Annotated in this window: 17 protein-coding genes; 10 read left to right on the top strand and 7 right to left on the bottom strand. The window is 68.2% G+C overall.

Annotated elements, in window-relative coordinates:
* Positions 1-37 precede the first annotated feature (37 nt).
* Positions 38-955, top strand: coding sequence for a TIGR03564 family F420-dependent LLM class oxidoreductase (locus FZ046_RS01780; protein WP_070354775.1), 918 nt, complete (start codon positions 38-40; stop codon positions 953-955).
* Between the two features lie 30 nt (positions 956-985).
* Here the strand turns inward: FZ046_RS01780 and FZ046_RS01775 are convergent, their stop codons facing one another.
* Together FZ046_RS01775 and FZ046_RS01770 are read right to left on the bottom strand one after the other, a co-directional pair.
* Positions 986-2,155, bottom strand: a complete 1,170-nt coding sequence (locus tag FZ046_RS01775; protein WP_070354774.1) for a pyridoxal phosphate-dependent aminotransferase — start codon at positions 2,153-2,155, stop codon at positions 986-988.
* Positions 2,156-2,166: 11 nt separating this feature from the next.
* Entirely contained in the window at positions 2,167-2,424 is a 258-nt protein-coding gene (locus FZ046_RS01770) for an Lrp/AsnC family transcriptional regulator (protein ID WP_246182882.1), read from the bottom strand.
* A 148-nt stretch (positions 2,425-2,572) separates the two neighbouring features.
* Here FZ046_RS01770 and FZ046_RS28265 point away from each other — a divergent pair, with 148 nt between their 5' ends.
* The 6 genes from FZ046_RS28265 to FZ046_RS01740 all read left to right on the top strand — a co-directional run bounded on the left by FZ046_RS28265 (position 2,573) and on the right by FZ046_RS01740 (position 9,686).
* On the top strand, positions 2,573-2,971 hold the full coding sequence (locus tag FZ046_RS28265; protein WP_083298425.1) for an NUDIX domain-containing protein: 399 nt from the start codon (positions 2,573-2,575) through the stop codon (positions 2,969-2,971).
* A 197-nt stretch (positions 2,972-3,168) separates the two neighbouring features.
* Entirely contained in the window at positions 3,169-4,437 is a 1,269-nt protein-coding gene (locus FZ046_RS01760) for a hypothetical protein (protein WP_125939807.1), read from the top strand.
* Positions 4,438-4,501: 64 nt separating this feature from the next.
* Positions 4,502-4,846, top strand: coding sequence for a hypothetical protein (locus tag FZ046_RS01755; protein ID WP_125939806.1), 345 nt, complete (start codon positions 4,502-4,504; stop codon positions 4,844-4,846).
* A gap of 107 nt (positions 4,847-4,953) precedes the next feature.
* A complete protein-coding gene (locus tag FZ046_RS01750; RefSeq protein ID WP_070354787.1) occupies positions 4,954-6,060 on the top strand; it encodes an alkene reductase in 1,107 nt (368 codons plus the stop codon).
* Between the two features lie 231 nt (positions 6,061-6,291).
* Entirely contained in the window at positions 6,292-7,503 is a 1,212-nt protein-coding gene (locus tag FZ046_RS01745; RefSeq protein WP_070354772.1) for an acetyl-CoA C-acetyltransferase, read from the top strand.
* A 35-nt stretch (positions 7,504-7,538) separates the two neighbouring features.
* Positions 7,539-9,686: a 3-hydroxyacyl-CoA dehydrogenase NAD-binding domain-containing protein gene (locus FZ046_RS01740; RefSeq protein WP_070354771.1), complete on the top strand. Its 2,148-nt coding sequence runs from the start codon at positions 7,539-7,541 to the stop codon at positions 9,684-9,686.
* A gap of 70 nt (positions 9,687-9,756) precedes the next feature.
* Here FZ046_RS01740 and FZ046_RS01735 read toward each other — a convergent pair whose 3' ends face one another.
* Positions 9,757-10,956: an FAD-dependent monooxygenase gene (locus tag FZ046_RS01735; RefSeq protein ID WP_070354770.1), complete on the bottom strand. Its 1,200-nt coding sequence runs from the start codon at positions 10,954-10,956 to the stop codon at positions 9,757-9,759.
* Positions 10,957-11,030: 74 nt separating this feature from the next.
* On the opposite strand from FZ046_RS01735, the gene FZ046_RS01730 reads away from it, so the two are divergent.
* Positions 11,031-11,582 (top strand): TetR/AcrR family transcriptional regulator, encoded by a 552-nt coding sequence (locus tag FZ046_RS01730; RefSeq protein ID WP_070354769.1) that lies wholly within the window; start codon positions 11,031-11,033, stop codon positions 11,580-11,582.
* Between the two features lie 48 nt (positions 11,583-11,630).
* Here the strand turns inward: FZ046_RS01730 and FZ046_RS01725 are convergent, their stop codons facing one another.
* The 3 genes from FZ046_RS01725 to FZ046_RS01715 all read right to left on the bottom strand — a co-directional run bounded on the left by FZ046_RS01725 (position 11,631) and on the right by FZ046_RS01715 (position 14,313).
* Positions 11,631-12,983, bottom strand: coding sequence for a hypothetical protein (locus tag FZ046_RS01725; protein WP_070354768.1), 1,353 nt, complete (start codon positions 12,981-12,983; stop codon positions 11,631-11,633).
* A 372-nt stretch (positions 12,984-13,355) separates the two neighbouring features.
* On the bottom strand, positions 13,356-13,781 hold the full coding sequence (locus FZ046_RS01720; RefSeq protein WP_070354767.1) for a pyridoxamine 5'-phosphate oxidase family protein: 426 nt from the start codon (positions 13,779-13,781) through the stop codon (positions 13,356-13,358).
* Positions 13,782-13,812: 31 nt separating this feature from the next.
* Entirely contained in the window at positions 13,813-14,313 is a 501-nt protein-coding gene (locus FZ046_RS01715) for a DUF2505 domain-containing protein (protein WP_070354786.1), read from the bottom strand.
* Positions 14,314-14,655: 342 nt separating this feature from the next.
* Between FZ046_RS01715 and FZ046_RS01710 the strand changes: the two genes are divergently transcribed.
* Complete coding sequence (locus FZ046_RS01710; RefSeq protein ID WP_125939805.1) at positions 14,656-14,931, top strand: hypothetical protein; 276 nt, start codon at positions 14,656-14,658, stop codon at positions 14,929-14,931.
* Between the two features lie 108 nt (positions 14,932-15,039).
* On the opposite strand, the gene FZ046_RS01705 is transcribed toward FZ046_RS01710, so the two are convergent.
* Complete coding sequence (locus FZ046_RS01705) at positions 15,040-15,636, bottom strand: hypothetical protein (protein WP_125939804.1); 597 nt, start codon at positions 15,634-15,636, stop codon at positions 15,040-15,042.
* Between the two features lie 209 nt (positions 15,637-15,845).
* Between FZ046_RS01705 and FZ046_RS01700 the strand changes: the two genes are divergently transcribed.
* Complete coding sequence (locus FZ046_RS01700; protein WP_070354765.1) at positions 15,846-16,835, top strand: LLM class F420-dependent oxidoreductase; 990 nt, start codon at positions 15,846-15,848, stop codon at positions 16,833-16,835.
* Positions 16,836-16,996 lie beyond the last annotated feature (161 nt).

Here is a 16,996-nt window from a genome sequence, read left to right as displayed (position 1 = left end):
ACGGAATGCCGGGCGCCCGCGCGCTGCTGTGCCTCGCATGGCCACAGGAGTAGTGCTCGACCCCGACCGCAATGCCGCCAACCACGTCGACGCCAGCATCGACCAGGCGCGCCGCGCCTACGACGCCGGCGTGCGCCAGGTGTGGATCGCCCAACAGTTCGACCATGACGCGATCGGCCTCGCCGGTCACGTCGGTGCCGCCGTCCCCGGACTCGGCGTCGGCACCTTCGTCGTGCCGATCAATCCCCGGCACCCGCTCATCGTGGCGTCGCAGGCGCAGACCGCCCAGGCCGCCACGCACGGGAACTTCAGCCTCGGCCTGGGGCTCGGCGCCCACGCGCCGGAGGCGAAGGCGTTCGGCACCGACTACGCGCACACCATCGGACGGCTGCGCGACCATCTCACGGTGCTGCGTTCGATCCTGGACACCGGCGCGGTGGACTTCGCCGGTGACCAGCTGACTGCGCGTCCGGACTGGCCCGTGACCGTCGCGGGCGGCAGTCCGATCCCGGTGTACGTGGCGGCCATGGGTCCGCAGGCGCTGCGCGTGACCGGCGAACTCGCCGACGGCACCCTGCCCTACCTCGCCGGGCCGCGCACGCTGAGCGAGTTCATCGTGCCCACGATCACCGCGGCCGCCGAGGCGGCCGGCCGCCCGGTGCCGAAGGTGGTCGCCGCGGTGCCGGTGCTGGTGACCGACGACGTGACGGCGGGTCGCGACGCCGCCGCCGAGGTGCTCGAGTTCTACGCGGGCATCCCGTCCTATGCCAAGGTCATCGCGCGCGAGGGCGTCGACTCCGTGGTCGACCTCGCCGCCGTCGGCACGGTCGCGGACGTGAGCCGGCAGCTGCGGCGCTACCGCGATGCGGGCGCCACCGACGTGGTGCTGAGCCCGCTGGTGCGCACCGGGCTCGCGGCGCTGGAGCCGGTGTGGGAGGTCGCCGCCGGGTTGTGAGGCGGCGCCGCCCCCTGTCAGGTGGCCCGGTCAGGCCTTGAGCACCTGGAGCCGGCGGACGGCCTCGGCCATCGTGTCGTCGCGCTTGCAGAAGGCGAAGCGCACCAGATGATTCCACTCGGTGAGGTATGCCGAGTGCGGGTCGCAGAACGCCGACATCGGGATGGCCGCCACGCCTGCCCGCTCCGGGAGTTCGTCGCAGAAGGTGGCGCTGTCGGCGTAGCCGAGGGGACGCGGGTCGGCGCACAGGAAGTAGGTGCCGCCGCTCGCGTGCACGCCGAAGCCGATGTCGGTGAGCGCCGCGGCCAGGGTGTCGCGGCGTGCCTGGAACGTGGCGCGCAGCGTCGCCACCCAGCCGTCCTCGTCGTCCAGGGCGCGGGCCACCGCGGGCTGGAACGGCGCCCCGCCGACGTAGCTGAGGTACTGCTTGGCGGCGCGCACCCCGTTGATCAGGTCGCGCGGGCCGCACGCCCAGCCGATCTTCCAGCCGGTGACGTTGAACATCTTCGCGGCGCTGGAGATGGTGATCGTGCGTTCGGCCATGCCGGGGTAGGACGCCAGCGGCAGGTGGTGCCGGCCGTCGAACGTCAGGGCCTCGTACACCTCGTCGGTGATCACCAGGAGGTCGGCCGCCACGGCGATCTCGGCGATGGCCGCCAGTTCCGCGTCGGAGGCCACCATGCCGGTCGGGTTGTGCGGCGTGTTGACGATCAGCGCCCGCGTGCGGGGCGTGACGGCCGCGCGCAGCGCGTCGACGTCGATGGCAAAACCCCGGCCGTCGGGAACCAGCGGCACGGGCACGCGGTGGCACCCGGCCATGGCGAGCACGGGGGAGTAGGAGTCGTAGAACGGCTCGACGAGGATGACCTCGGAACCGGGTTCGACGAGCCCGAGCACCGACGCCGCGATGGCCTCCGTCGCCCCGACGGTCACCAGGATCTCGGTCTCCGGGTCGTAGGTGACGCCGTAGAGCCGCTGCCGTTGCCGGGCGATCGCCTCGCGCAGCGGTGCGATGCCGAGCCCCGGCGGGTACTGGTTGACGCCGTCGGCGATCGCCTCCCGAGCGGTCGTCAGCATGTCGGCGGGTCCGTCCTCGTCGGGGAAGCCCTGCCCGAGGTTCACCGCGCCGATGCGCGCGGCGCGGGCGGACATCTCGGCGAAGATCGTCACGGCGTAGGGCCGGAGGCGTTCGACCGTCATGCGTACCGAGCCTAGGCGGGTGGCAGGACGTGGTTGCGCACGTGGTCGAACACGACGTCGGTGCGGACGCCGGCGACCTCCCGCCGGGTGGTGAGCGCGTCGAGCACGAAGTCCCGCAGCGCCTCGGTGGAGGCGACCGCGACGTGGACGAGTACGTCCTCGGCGCCGGTCGTGACGAAGACCTGCAGCGTCTCGGGGAGTTGGGCGACGAAGTCGCGGAAGCCCTGGACGATCTGGCGGGACTGCGGGCGCAGGCGAACCGTCACCATCGCCTGGACAGGACGGCGCGGTTGCTTGAGCGACGAGCCGTAATCTACAACTCTAACGGGAGATGACAGGGGAGGGCGTAAAGTGGCGCGCAGTGGAGTTGTCCGAGCGTTCATTCGGGTCAAGACACCGACCTACACGGCCGGGTCGATGGTATACGTGCAAAACGAGCACGGGCATGTGCTACTTGTACGCAATCGCTTCTCTAAATTGTGGACACTTCCCGGTGGTTTCCATAGGCGAGGCAAGGACCCGCGAGACGCTGCAATTCGTGAGGTACGCGAAGAGACTGGTCTCGACATATCTCACGATCTGCATGAAGTTGGCCAATATCGGCAATCGGACAAGCCTCACTATGATCACATCTTTCGCACCGATGTATCGACGACCAGTTGCGCCGAGCCCAGGCCGCAAAATTGGATGAGTCGTCTAGAGATCGGGGAGTGTTCGTGGCGCAATATCCGAAATGTAGAACACGATATACGGCTTACCTCAGAGGCTTTGCATGCCCTCGATCTGATGAAGTCCGTCAGAGGATTTGAGTTGTGAGCGTGACGAGGCGTCCTTCGACGAAGTCCGCTCGAGTGCCTCACGTTGAGCGACGAAGCGCAGGCTCGGCTTCCCGGCTTGTAGATTATCTGAAGGACGATGGCCAGGAGCGTCTAATCGCGCTACTCACTCAGCCATCCCAATACATTGTGCGCGCCACAGAGTCGCTAGACGACAAAGGTAGCTATCTGCAGCGCGTGACCAAGATGGAACTGTCTTCGGGTGGTGTTGCGCACTTCGTCCCAATAGCCCAACCCCTGCGGGGGGCGTTAATTGACACGCTTGAGGTCGAAGCTTCCGATGGTGTGCAGAACTCAATTCTAGGGCGCATAGACACTCTTACGGTGATACGAGTCATTATGGCCCGCGCGATCGAAAAGGTAGGTCTCGACCCCACCGATCCCGAAGTGGAACCGTACCTCGAGGTTGCTCAGATGAAGTCGGAAGACTCATCCAATCTATTCAATGCGCTTCGAAGATTCCGGAGGGACGATGTCAAGGCAGCGCCAGGGTACGAGAAGTCAGTAAGGTTGGCGCGAGACAGAACCTTCTTTGCCCTTTTTAGTTTTTTTAGGCTTCATCAGTTGCTTCTTGTTCCATGCACGTCGGAACGAGTCTTCTTCAAGGTGACTTACCGCACCAGCATCGGGCAATCACGGTACCGAGGGCACGGAGCCTTTGAACGTACAAGGCGTGCGTTGGGATTGGCGCCATATAATTATCGGATTGAGATCCCGCTAGCTCTAGCGGCGCAGAGTTATCACCTGCGAATGCGCGGGCCCGCCCGCCACTACGTTCGAAGCTTTACGGTTCTAGCGACGTTTCTCGGCGTTACGCAAAGCCCGCACTCGATGAAAGACTGGGAATTGCGGCAGTTTAAACCAGCCGGCGGGGTCGCGCGTTGCGATTATCGGGTCAAGGACATGGATAACCTCGCACATCTGTATACGCAAAACTTGTCGACGGCGCGCAACCGGCCGCGTCGGCTAGCAGCGAGCGTTGTCTTCGATGAAACGCCACTCGGCCAGCTAGCTGGCGCACTTGTGCGGCTCTTAGCCGTTTTGTTAGCCATCACTGCTGCTTCGTTCATGGTCGAAGGTCTTATTGGGACACAAGCGTCTTTAGTCCCAGCTTTGCTCGTCGCCCTTCCTGGTGCGCTTGGTATGTCGTCTCTCATCAATGCAGGAGCGGGCGAACTAGCGGCCCCCATATCAGCGCGCCTTGGAGCGATACTTGCAGCAGTCGCGTCGATCGTTGCCACGCTCGCAATAGTCAGCTGGATCTCATCGAGAGGTGGTTGTTCTGGGACACCCGGTTGCAACACGTCGATACCAGGCGACATAAGGATGATCCTTCTGGCGACGGAATGGCTGATAGGCGTCGCTGCGGCCTGGTGCTTTATAGCGCTTATTGCGAACATCAAAAGGTACATGGCGACGACGGAAGGGCCTCAGTTCGGTTACTAGCGTGGAGACGACGGGCCGCGTTACTCGATTAGATTCAAATCGTACTAGGAAACAAGGAGGAGTTATGGACGAGGATTCGACGCTCCTGTCGTCGGAGACGGAGTTGCCAGAGGAACTAGAGGATGACTTGACTGGATCAGCCACTCTGGAATTTGAGCGGTTGCATGGGATCGGATATGGCGAGAATTCTGCGCTGGTACCGTCCGTAAACGCTTTCGACCTTCCGGTCCTTGACAAGGAAGAATTCGAGACTTTGGTTAAGAAATCGGCAAGAAGGTTGAGTGCGGCAGACTTAGTAACCCGCTCGGCGGCGCGCGTAGTCGCATTCGATCAAAAAGAGGCGGCGCACGTAACGGCATTCGCGCTGCGCATTCTCAATGCTTCGGAAGCCACGTCAAAGAAGCGGTGAGCGTAGGACCGTCGACAAGATCGTCGAGGGCTGCGGCTGCACGCGTGACGCCCCGCCGCGCGGCGAGGCCGGGGAATGAAACGGCGGGAAACGGTGCTGTGGGCGGCATGACCTTCACGCTCGCCTCCGACGCCGCGCTCCTGCGTCCCGCCGTGATCGGTGACACCCCCGTCACCAACCGAATCTTCATGGCGCCGTTGACCCGATCGCGCGCACAGTCCGACGGCACGCCGTCCGACCTCGCGGTGCGCTACTACGCACAGCGTGCCGCCGCCGGGCTCATCATCACCGAGGCGACCGCGATCTCCGCGGAGGCGAACGGCGCCTACATGAACACCCCGGGCAACTACACCGACGGCCATCAGGCCAAGTGGGCGGAGATCGCGGCGGCCGTGCACGAGGGCGGTGGCCGGATGTTCATGCAGCTGTGGCACGTCGGACGCATGGGCCACCCCGAAATCAGCGGCACCGAGACCGTCGCACCGTCGGCCATCGCCGCGGACATGCTCACCCACACCCCGTCGGGCAAGAAGCCGTTGCCCGTGCCGCGCGCGCTGGAGACCGACGAAATCAGCGGCATCGTCGAACAGTTCCGCCGGGCCGCCCGCCGCGCCGTCGACGCCGGGATGGACGGCGTCGAGATCCACTCGGCCAACGGCTACCTGCTGCACGAGTTCCTCTCCGACGTGGTGAACCAGCGGACCGACGCCTACGGCGGATCGCCGGAGAACCGCGCCCGGTTCACCGCCGAGGTCGTCGAGGCGGTGGCCGACGAGATCGGCGCCGGCCGGGTGGGCGTGCGCATCTCCCCCGGGGGCGTCGCCGGCGACATGAACGAGGTGGACACCGTCAGCGCCTACGAGGCCCTGATCGAGCGCATCGCCCCGCTGAACATCGCGTACCTGCACGTGCTGATCGACCCGAGCACGCGGACCTTCGGCGCGCTGCGTGCGCTGTGGTCCGGCACGCTGGTGCTGAACACCGGTCGTGACCGCGAGACCGACTTCTGCCAGCTCGAGACGCTCGCCGAGTGGGGTGCGATCACCGCCGCGGCGGTCGGCCGTCCGTTCCTGGCCAACCCGGACCTGATCGACCGGTTGCTGCTCGGTGCCGACCTCAACACCCCCGACGTCGCGACGTTCTACGCGCCCGGCCCGGCCGGTTACGTGGACTACCCGACGCTCGCCGATTCGGTCGCGGTCGAATCCGCCTGACGCATCGCTCCATTCGGCTCGCGGGCCGACCCGCCGCAGCCCCGGCGTGACGCCAGTGTCACGCTGGGGCTGCGTCGTGTCGCGGACGTCACGCCCGGTCGGGCGACTGCCCAACCAACGGGTTGGGCGAGGCTGCTAGGCTCGCGCTCGCGAGGACTCACCTCCACGCGGGTTCGCCCCTGTGTTCCTCAGGGCGGAGCCACGACCCCACTAGGACCTGGAGAGTCAGACATGTCCGAAGAAGCCTTCATCTACGAGGCGATCCGCACGCCGCGCGGCAAGCAGAAGAACGGCGCGCTGCACGAGATCAAGCCCGTCAACCTCGTCGTCGGACTGATCGACGAGATCCGGTCGCGCTACCCCGACCTGGACGAGAACCAGATCAGCGACGTCATCCTCGGCGTCGTCTCGCCGGTCGGCGACCAGGGCGGCGACATCGCCCGCACCGCCGCGCTGGTGGCCAAGCTGCCCGAGACCACCGGCGGCTTCCAGCTGAACCGCTTCTGCGCCTCCGGCCTGGAGGCCGTGAATACCGCCGCGCAGAAGGTCCGCTCCGGCTGGGACGACCTGGTGCTCGCCGGCGGCGTCGAGTCCATGAGCCGCGTGCCGATGGGCTCCGACGGCGGCGCCTGGGCCAGCGACCCCGAGACCAACTACCGCATCGGCTTCGTCCCGCAGGGCATCGGCGCCGACCTGATCGCCACCATCGAGGGCTTCTCCCGCGAGGACGTCGACGCCTACGCGCTGCGCAGCCAGCAGCGGGCCGCCGAGGCGTGGTCGGGCGGCTACTTCGCGAAGTCGGTCATCCCGGTCCGCGACCAGAACGGCCTCATCGTCCTGGACCACGACGAGCACATGCGCCCCGACACCACGCCCGAGGGCCTGGCCAAGCTGCGGACCGCGTTCGACGGCGTGGGCGCGATGGGCGGCTTCGACGACGTCGCGCTGCAGAAGTACCACTCGGTGGAGAAGATCAATCACGTCCACACCGGCGGCAACAGCTCCGGCATCGTCGACGGCGCGGCGCTGGTGCTGGTCGGCTCCGAGAAGGCCGGCGCGGCCAACGGGCTGACCCCGCGTGCCCGCATCGTCGCGACCGCCACCAGCGGCGCCGACCCGGTCATCATGCTCACCGGCCCGACGCCCGCCACCCGCAAGGTGCTCGACCGTGCCGGACTGTCGACCGAGGACATCGACCTGTTCGAGCTGAACGAGGCGTTCGCCTCGGTGGTCCTCAAGTTCCAGAAGGACCTGAACATCCCCGACGAGAAGCTCAACGTCAACGGCGGCGCCATCGCCATGGGTCACCCGCTGGGCGCCACCGGCGCCATGATCACCGGCACCATGGTCGACGAACTCGAGCGCCGCGGCGCGCGGCGTGCGCTGATCACGCTGTGCATCGGCGGCGGCATGGGCGTGGCCACCATCATCGAGCGCGTCTGAGCGCCGGACCCACCGACCAGAGGACAGCAACGAACATGGCAGAGAACACCATTCAGTGGGACAAGGACGCCGACGGCATCGTCACGCTGACGCTGGACGACCCGACCGGGTCGGCCAACGTGATGAACGAGCACTACAAGCAGTCGATGCACGACACCGTCGAACGCCTGCTGGCCGAACAGGATTCGGTCACTGGCGTCGTCATCACCAGCGCGAAGAAGACCTTCTTCGCCGGTGGTGACCTCAAGGGCATGATCAACGTCGGCCCGGACAACGCCGCCGAGGCGTTCGAAGAGGTCGAGAGCATCAAGGCCGACCTTCGCAAGCTGGAGACGCTGGGCAAGCCCGTCGTCGCCGCCATCAACGGCGCCGCCCTCGGCGGCGGCCTGGAGATCGCGCTGGCCACCCACCACCGCATCGCCGCCGACGTCAAGGGCGTGCAGATTGGTCTGCCCGAGGTCACCCTCGGTCTGCTGCCCGGTGGCGGCGGCGTGGCGCGCACCGTGCGCATGTTCGGCATCCAGAAGGCCTTCATGGAGATCCTGAGCCAGGGCACGCGCTTCAAGCCGGGCAAGGCCAAGGAGATCGGCCTGGTCGACGAACTCGTCGGCAGCGTCGAGGAACTCGTCCCGGCCGCGAAGGCGTGGATCAAGGCCAACCCGGACAGCCACACCCAGCCGTGGGACGCCAAGGGCTACAAGATGCCCGGCGGCACCCCGTCGCACCCGGCGCTGGCGGCGATCCTGCCCTCGTTCCCGGCGCTGCTGCGCAAGCAGCTCAAGGGCGCGCCGATGCCGGCGCCGCGCGCGATCCTCGACGCCGCCGTCGAGGGCGCGCAGGTCGACTTCGACACCGCCAGCCGCATCGAGAGCCGGTACTTCACCCAGCTGGTCACCGGCCAGGTCGCCAAGAACATGATCCAGGCGTTCTTCCTGGACCTGCAGTACATCAACTCCGGCGGCTCGCGGCCGGACGGCATCGCCAAGCAGGAGATCCGCAAGATCGGCGTCCTGGGCGCGGGCATGATGGGCGCGGGCATCGCCTACGTGTCGGCCAAGGCCGGCTTCGACGTCGTGCTGAAGGACGTCAGCATCGAGGCCGCCCAGAAGGGCAAGGGCTACTCGGAGAAGATCGAGGCGAAGGCCCTCGAGCGCGGGCGCACCACCCAGGAGCGCTCCGACGCGCTGCTGGCCCGCATCACCCCGACCGCCGACCCGGCCGACTTCGCCGGCGTCGACTTCGTCATCGAGGCCGTCTTCGAGAGCCAGGAACTCAAGCACCAGGTGTTCCAGGAGATCGAGGACATCGTCGAGCCGAACGCGCTGCTCGGTTCCAACACCTCCACGCTGCCGATCACCGGTCTCGCGACCGGCGTGAAGCGCCAGGAGGACTTCATCGGCATCCACTTCTTCTCACCCGTCGACAAGATGCCGCTGGTCGAGATCATCAAGGGCGAGAAGACCTCCGACGAGGCACTGGCCCGGGTGTTCGACTACACCTTGGCCATCGGCAAGACGCCGATCGTCGTGAACGACAGCCGCGGCTTCTTCACCAGCCGCGTCATCGGCACCTTCGTCAACGAGGCGCTGGCAATGCTGGGCGAGGGCGTGGCCCCGGCCAGCATCGAGCAGGCGGGTTCGCAGGCCGGCTACCCGGCGCCGCCGCTGCAGCTGTCCGACGAACTCAACCTCGAGCTGATGCACAAGATCGCGGTCGCCTCGCGCAAGGGCGTCGAGGACGAGGGCGGCACCTACGAGCCGCACCCCGCGGAGTCGGTGGTCGAGAAGATGATCGAGATCGGCCGCCCGTCGCGCCTCAAGGGTGCGGGCTTCTACGAGTACGTCGACGGCAAGCGCGTCGGGCTGTGGGAGGGACTCGCCGACACCTTCTCTTCGGGCACGACCGAGATCCCGCTGCAGGACATGATCGACCGCATGCTGTTCGCCGAGGCGCTCGAGACGCAGAAGTGCCTCGACGAGGGCGTGCTGACCTCGACCGCGGACGCGAACATCGGCTCCATCATGGGCATCGGCTTCCCGCCGTACACCGGTGGCAGCGCGCAGTTCATCGTCGGCTACGAAGGCGAACTCGGCGTGGGCAAGGAGGCCTTCGTGGCCCGTGCGAAGCAGCTCGCCGAGCGGTACGGCGAGCGCTTCACCCCGCCGGCGTCGCTGACCTCGTAGTCGAGCGCTGACGATTCAGGCGCCCGGGACGGTGACGTCCCGGGCGTCTTTCTCGTTCGACGGGGTCGTGTCACCGGGTGAGCACCGGCTCGGGCAGCGGCATGGTGTCGTACAGCCGAATGCCCTTGTCGTTGAGGCGGATCAGCGGTCCGGTGACGGCCCGCGGCAGCAGCGACAGGGTGCGTCCGGCGGTGACGAGGGCGTCGACGCCCCACCGGCTCCCGGGGAGCAGGGCCTTCGCGTTGACGCGTGCCAGCGCGCGGCTGCCGAGGACCGACGGCTTGAGGAGCGCCTCGTAGGCGGCGAAGGCGCGCGCCGGATCACCGTCGGCACGGGCGATTTCACACGCCAGCACGTAGGCGCCGTACACCGCGAGGCTGGTGCTCCCGCCGACGGCGGGTCCCGGGCAGTAGCCCGCGTCGCCGACGAGCGTGACGCGACCGCGCGACCAGCTGGGCATCTCGAGCTGGGTGATCGCGTCGAAGTAGAAGGCCGGCGTGTGCTTCAACTCGGCGAGCCAGCGCCCGACCTCCGAAGGCGCCCCGGCGTAGGCCGCGGCGAGTGCGCGCTTCTGAGCGTCGACGTCGCGGTGGTGGACGTGCAGTGGAGTGTTCGGCCGGAACAGGAAGACCGCCCGCGCATCGTCGAGGTGATCGGCGGTATAGACCATCGCCACGCGGTTCGGTTCGTAGTAACCGGTGAGGTCGCCGTCGTGGGCGACGTGCTTGGGCACCGAGACGACCGCCAGGTGGCTGCCGAGGTAGCGCTCGACGACCTCGCCGAAGACCAGCCTGCGGACACCGGAATGCAATCCGTCGGCGCCGACGATCAGGTCGAACCGGCGGGTGTCGCCGGCGGCGAACGTCACCGCACCGTCGTCGCCGATCTCGGTGATCTGGTCGCCGAAGCGGTAGTCGACGCCGTCGGCGCCCGCGTCGTAGAAGATCTCGCCGAGGTCGTCTCGCATGATCTCGACGTGCCGGTCGGACATGGCGCCGACGACCTTGACGTAGTCCATCCGCACCGGACGGGACGTCCACGGCCGGTGGGCGGTGAGGGTGGTGGTGCCCGTGGCGCGGGCCTCGACGCGCGGCAGCACGCCCATGCGCTCGGCGATCACCATGGCGGGCCGGAACAGGTCGATGGCGTGGCCGCCGGTCTTACGCAGCGCAGGGGCCCGTTCCACCACCGTGACGCGGGCGCCGTACTCGGCGAGCCAGTAGGCAAGGACCGGGCCGGCGATGCTGGCGCCGGAGATCAGTACGTCCATGTCGCTCCTTACTTAACGGTCGGTAAGTGACTCCGGGTCAGCTTACCGACCGTTAAGTCGGATAGGGTGCCTCCGTGGCCAAGCCGGCGTCGGACACCAAGCAGCGCATTCAATCCGTGGCACGCGAACTGTTCACCGAGAAGGGCGTGCAGCGCACCAGCCTGCAGGACATCGCCGACCGCCTCGGCATCACCAAGCCCGCGCTGTACTACCACTTCGGGTCCCGCGACGAACTCGTCCGCAGCATCCTGACACCGCTGATGGAGGAGGGGGAGATCTTCGTCGCGGCCCAGGAGCGCAGGCGGCGGGCGTCCCGCGCCACGCCCCGCGAACTGCTCGAGGGCTGGTTCGACTTCCACTACAAGCACCGGGCGGACCTGGTGCTGGTGGTTGCCGAGTTGACGACCCTCGCCGATCTCGGCCTCATCGATTCCCTGCTCGCCTGGCGCGAGCGGCTCACCCGACTGGTGTTCGGCGGCAGGCCGACGCTCGAGCAGTCGACGCGCGCCGTCATCGCGTTCGGCGGACTGCAGGACTGCTGTCTGCAATTCCCGGACGCAGCGCGTGACCGGTTGCGGGCGGCGGCCGTCGACGGCGCGCTGGCCGCTCTGGGGCTGGACGGTTAGCTCACGCGACGTCGCCCCGGAACCCGAGGGTCCCGGGGCGACGCGGCGTCAGGCGGCCTCGGCGCCCCCGGTGCCCGAGTCCTTGGCGCCCGGGTCCTTGGCGCCCGGGTCCTTGGCTGGGCCGTCGCTGGTGTCGCCGGCGTCCGTCGTGTCCGTGCTCGAGGCACCGGCGGTGGTCGACGCACCGGTGTGGCCCGTCGTCGGGTTCGTCGCGACACCCGGGTTCGCGGCGCCGGGTACGGCCTTGGTGCTGTCGCGGACCACCGTGGTGGAGCCCTTCGGCGCGCTCGTCGCGTCGCTCGCGCCGGCCTCCTCCCTGGTGGCCCCGTCGGCTACCGGACTCTCGGCGCCCACCGCCTCGGTCGGCGCGTCGGCGGCGAGCGGAACCTCCGTGGCGACCGGGTCGGTCGCGGTGGTCTCCGGTTCTCCGGTGGCGGCGTCGTCCGTCACGGCGTCCGGTGCGGACGGAGTCGCGGCGAGGGGTGACTCGGCCCCCGGGGCTGCGGCGTCCCGGGCGGGCGCGTCGGGCGTGGAGACGCCGACGAGGGTTGCCGAGACGTCGGGGACCGCGGCGATGGCCGCGCTGCCCGCTGCGGCGGTGACCACGGCGCCGGCGGCAGGGGTCTGCAGCGCGTTGAGGATGGCGTTGCGGATGGCGTCGATGGTGCCGCCGACGTCGGTGAAAGTGTGCAGCTGGTCGATCGCGTTCTGCGCAATGTCGGCGATCCCGTGCTGAATGGCGTTGATGACGTTGACCGGGTCGAGCGTGGCGATGGCGCCCAGCACGTTCTGCGTGGCGGTCACCAGTTGTTGCACGAACGGCGGTGCGCCGAAGACGAAGCCGAGCCCCACGGTCGAGCTGATCGTGCCGAGCACCAGGGCGAGGCCGGCGTCGAAGAGGGCCGGCACCATGGCCTGGAGGACGGCGAAGGGCCGCTGCAGCGCAGGTTGCAGCGGAGTCCACGTGTTGAAGATGAGCGCCGTGATGGGGGCCAGACCGTCACTCATGACCTTGTTGATCGCGCCGTTGATGTCGCCCGCGGCGATCAGTGCGCCCGCGGCCTGCAGCGTCGCGGGCAGGCCCGTGGCGATGCCCTGGAGTCCTTCGCGTGCGCCGTTCAACGACGCGACGATCTGGCCGACGGTGTACTGCTGATTGCGGAAGATCTGCGCGAGGATCGGAAAGGGGTCGGCGACCTCGGCCCTGACCACGCCGTCCAGCCAGCTGCCCGCCGCGGACACGACGGGCGCGAACACCGCGACCGGATTGTCGATGGCTGCGGTCAGCCGCAGGTCCGGCATCGTCGGGTGCGGCGCGATGGGCGTCACGGCGATGACGCTCGCGCCGACGATCGCGACGCCTGCAGTGACGTACGGCCTCAAGGCCAGTTGCATGGACATGGTCGGTTCGACATCCCTTCACTTCAACGGTCCCCCGGGCAGCGGCAACTTACCCATGGGTAAGTTCGCGACTCGAGCCGTTTCGGCGAAGTGGCTCATGGCGCCACGAGGCAGTGGCTGCCACTTTGCGGTTTCCTGTAGTTGCTGCACTCGATCAAGATCAACGCACTGAAAGCCGCTGGTTAACGCCCTGTGCGCGGTTCGTGACGGAAGAATGCCCGGACGATGATCTTGATCGATCCGGCACGGCAACCTTCGGACGCGTCTCGGGTTGCGGTGTCCACGGCGTCCCGCGGGACGAGCGCGCGACGATTTCCTGGCGTCCACATCCTGGGACGAGACCGAGCGGATCCGGCATGGGCGTCGCCTGAATCAGAACGCGCCCATGTCCGCTGACAGCCACTGCTGCGGCTCGAGAGCGATGACGACGTGCTCCCCGAGGTGCTCCCGGGCGAAGGCGAGGTAGCGGTCGGCGGCGTCACCGGAGAGGTAGCGGCGCGTCATCTCCTCCAGGTGCGCGTCGGTGCCCGGCTCGATGCGGCTGACGTCGCCCGACACGGACACGTAGCGCGTGGTCGGTTCCACCCGTTCGACCATCAGCGTGAAGCGGCCCGCCGCCTCGATCAGCCGGTGCTTGCGCGAGCCGGTTCCGGTGAGCACCCACGGCTGGCCGCCGGGCGAGTATTGATACCAGATGGGCACCGTCAGCGGTGCACGGTCGGCGCCTGCCGCCACGGAAAGGGCGGCGACGTGGGGTTCGGCGAGGAATTCTTCGCGGTCTGCGAGGGGGAGTGCCATGGCGCCACGGTAGCGCCGGCCGGTGACGGGTTCAGGTGCCCGACAACCAGCTATCGGTGACGCGGACGATGTCGAGGATGCCGTTGGCGAGCTGGCCCGCGAGGAACCCGGCGATGGCGCCGCCGACGAGCGGCACCGAGACATTCACGCGCGCGGTGCCCGAGAGGTGGGTGCCGTCGCCGGCCGCTGCCAGATCGACGAATCCGTGTCCCGCGATCGGCGTCTTGAGTGCATCGACGGTGATGTCACCCCGCGCGCGGCCGCCTGCGACGGGGGTCCACTGCTCGCGCTGCACCACGTGGATGCCGCCCAGGCGCAACTTCTGCACGGGCCCGGGAAGTTGATCGGCGGTGAACCGCATCGTCATGGCGACGGCCGTGCCGGTGGCGGTCACGGCGAGTTCGTCGAGAGTCGGTGCGCCGATGCCGAAGGCGTGCAACCGGTACTGCCAGTACCCCTCGTCGTCGAAGGCCGCGCGGATCCGCTCGATGGGATGCGGGGATTCGGCGGTGAGATCGAGTGAGCGCGCCACCCACGGCACGCTACCGGCGCGTGTGTGCGGGGACGAATCCGTGCGGCGTAGCAAAGCCGCATACCCTTTCCCCGAATTGCAGGAAATGCCCTTCGCGCACGTCCACGTCGCGGTCTCGGGCGAAGTGCGACGCGACGATGGTCTTTTCGCGAACGGAGCTGCGACGGTGGTCATTGATCGAGCACGTCCGCCGAAAACCGAGCGGCGGCACGGCTTTCCATTGTCGGGTGCGTAGCGAACGTCTCCTCCTTTGCCATCTGCGCGTTCCGTAACCTCCGAGAGAAAATGACGAATGCAGCGTTGCGTCCCAATTCCGGGACACCACTGCTACTTTTGGCAACCATGCTGAACGTGGCTAACGTCGGTCGCCCCGGCCCCCTGCTCGACGCGAACATGCAGCGCGTCGGCCACCGAGGCGTCCATGCGCTGCGTCGCAACGGTGCGCGCGAGCATCACCGCGGTCTGGCCGTCGTCACCCGCGGACGTCTCCGCTCCCATGGCTCCTGCACGTGCGGATGGCAAGGCGTGCGACATGTGCTGTCGGCGCTCGCGGTGCACGACGCGCTGCTGCATGCGGCGATGTCGCGCTGCCGGCCGGCGGTGCCGCTGGTGGCGTAGTGCACCGTCGAGGGCACGCCTCGACACGGCCCCGACGACGACACGGCCCCCACGACGACGAAGCGGCGGCGACCACATGGTCGCCGCCGCTTCGTCGTCGGTCGCCGCTCAGATGAACGGAATGCCCGGGGTCAGATCCGGTGGGGGCGGGAGCCCCAGCGGGTTGAGGGGATTGATGGCGGGCGGCGCCGGCAGCGAGGGCGCGCCGATCGCCGGCAGCGCATTGCCGACCGCGCCCGCGGCACCGGCGGCAGCCAGACCGCCGAGGCCCAGGTCGGGGTTGATGCTCAGGTCCGGCACGACGTCGAGGCCGACGCTCGGCAGCACCAGGGTCGGGGTCACCGTGCCGAGGGAGGGAATCGCGCCCAGGGACGGGATGCCGCCGAGGCCACCCCCGCCGCCACCAGCCAGGGCCGGTGGGGGAGGCAGCGCCTGCAGCTGCTTGCTGATGCCGTCGAGCAGGGCGACGCACTTGCCGTTCTGCTCGTCGACGATCTGGCCGTCCTTGCACGTGACGCCCTGGGGCTTCGCGTCGCCGCGGTTGTCGCAGCCGTTCTTGGGCTCGGCGCCGGAACGCTGGGCGCTGGTGCATTGGTCGGCGTTTGCCGTCGCGGGGACGACCACCGTCGACAACGCGAGAGGGGCGATGGCCATGGCGGATCCGGAGATCAGCCCCAGCACGAGTCGCCTGACGCGAACGGTCATAGGAATCCTCGAAAGATTGGGTGCAGCCGGGTGCAGCGGTGAATCGACATGAGTGTAACCAAGTGTGGCCCACTTCGGCCCGCCAGCCAACATTCGTCCGAAAGGGATGATTGCCCGCCGCCGGCCCCGATGCGGGGATCGAGCGACCCTGGACGGCGCCTGTGCGAGGCATCGACGGCCGGCCGCCGACCGGCCTAGAGTGGCTCTCCGTGCGCTTCGGACTCTTCATCCCGCAGGGGTGGCGGCTCGACCTCGTCGACATTCCGCCGGCCGAGCAGTGGCAGGTCATGCGCGGTCTCGCGCAGTACGCCGACGACGGCCCCTGGGATTCGGTGTGGGTGTACGACCACTTCCACACCGTGCCGGTGCCCACCGACGAGGCGACCCACGAGGCGTGGTCCCTGATGTCGGCCTACGCGGCGGTGACCTCCCGAGTGAAGCTGGGGCAGATGTGCACCGCGATGGGCTACCGCAACCCCGCCTACCTGGCCAAGGTGGCGGCAACGGCGGACGTCATCTCCGGCGGTCGAGTCCAGATGGGCATCGGCGGCGGCTGGTACCAGCACGAGTGGGAGGCCTACGGCTACGGCTTCCCCTCGGCCGGAGAGCGCCTCGGCCGCCTCGACGAGGGCGTCCAGATCATGCGGGACGCCTGGCGTGCCGGCCGGGCCACTCTGGACGGTAGGTACTACCAGGTGAAGGACGCCATCGTCGCGCCGAAGCCGTTGCAGGACGGTGGACCTCCGCTGTGGATTGCCGGCGGCGGCGAGAAGGTGACGCTGAAGATCGCCGCCAAGTACGCGCAGTACACGAACTTCACGGCCGAGCCGGAGGGCTTCCGGCACAAGTCCGAGGTACTCGCCTCGCACTGCCGCGACGTCGGGACCGACTTCGACGCAATCGTGCGATCGGCCAACCTCAACTCGATTCTCGCGACCACGGAGGACGAGGTCCGCGACCGCGTCGAGCGCATCCGGGCGCGTCAGTCCGCGAAGGCGGACCCGGCCGCGGTCGACGGCATGCTCGCCACCGCAACGTCGCCGGACTCGGCCAGCGGGACACCCGAGCAGGTCGTCGAGCGGCTGACGCGCCTGCGTGATCTCGGATGCGACTACGCCATCCTCTACTTCCCCGAGGCGGCCTACGACCGCTCGGGAATCGACCTGTTCGCCCGCGAGGTCATCCCCGCGCTGAGCTGACGCGCGCGGTCGTCGAGCAACGCCGTCGGTCGCCTTCCGGCATCGCCGACCGGATGGGTACGAAGCGGTCGGGGTTACGCCTTCGCGGCCGCCACATCGCCCACGCCGCCGACGCCCGGCGCCGCCCCATCGGGTAAAGGTGGTCCCTCTACGGTAACCGT

The sequence above is a fragment of the Mycolicibacterium grossiae genome, from assembly GCF_008329645.1.
Classification (GTDB): Bacteria; Actinomycetota; Actinomycetes; order Mycobacteriales; family Mycobacteriaceae; genus Mycobacterium; species Mycobacterium grossiae.
Note: the sequence above shows the minus strand (reverse complement) of the source record. Positions and strands in the feature narration are given on the sequence as shown.

Bases quoted from the DNA above. Each gene is read 5' to 3' on its own strand.
- FZ046_RS01775 (WP_070354774.1), bottom strand. From the start codon at position 2,155: ATGACGGTCGAACGCCTCCGGCCCTACGCCGTGACGATCTTCGCCGAG.
- FZ046_RS01725 (WP_070354768.1), bottom strand. From the start codon at position 12,983: ATGTCCATGCAACTGGCCTTGAGGCCGTACGTCACTGCAGGCGTCGCG.
- FZ046_RS01720 (WP_070354767.1), bottom strand. From the start codon at position 13,781: ATGGCACTCCCCCTCGCAGACCGCGAAGAATTCCTCGCCGAACCCCAC.
- FZ046_RS01735 (WP_070354770.1), bottom strand. From the start codon at position 10,956: ATGGACGTACTGATCTCCGGCGCCAGCATCGCCGGCCCGGTCCTTGCC.
- FZ046_RS28265 (WP_083298425.1), top strand. From the start codon at position 2,573: ATGGTATACGTGCAAAACGAGCACGGGCATGTGCTACTTGTACGCAAT.
- FZ046_RS01755 (WP_125939806.1), top strand. From the start codon at position 4,502: ATGGACGAGGATTCGACGCTCCTGTCGTCGGAGACGGAGTTGCCAGAG.
- FZ046_RS01710 (WP_125939805.1), top strand. From the start codon at position 14,656: ATGCTGAACGTGGCTAACGTCGGTCGCCCCGGCCCCCTGCTCGACGCG.
- FZ046_RS01770 (WP_246182882.1), bottom strand. From the start codon at position 2,424: ATGGTGACGGTTCGCCTGCGCCCGCAGTCCCGCCAGATCGTCCAGGGC.
- FZ046_RS01750 (WP_070354787.1), top strand. From the start codon at position 4,954: ATGACCTTCACGCTCGCCTCCGACGCCGCGCTCCTGCGTCCCGCCGTG.
- FZ046_RS01740 (WP_070354771.1), top strand. From the start codon at position 7,539: ATGGCAGAGAACACCATTCAGTGGGACAAGGACGCCGACGGCATCGTC.
- FZ046_RS01780 (WP_070354775.1), top strand. From the start codon at position 38: ATGGCCACAGGAGTAGTGCTCGACCCCGACCGCAATGCCGCCAACCAC.
- FZ046_RS01705 (WP_125939804.1), bottom strand. From the start codon at position 15,636: ATGACCGTTCGCGTCAGGCGACTCGTGCTGGGGCTGATCTCCGGATCC.
- FZ046_RS01745 (WP_070354772.1), top strand. From the start codon at position 6,292: ATGTCCGAAGAAGCCTTCATCTACGAGGCGATCCGCACGCCGCGCGGC.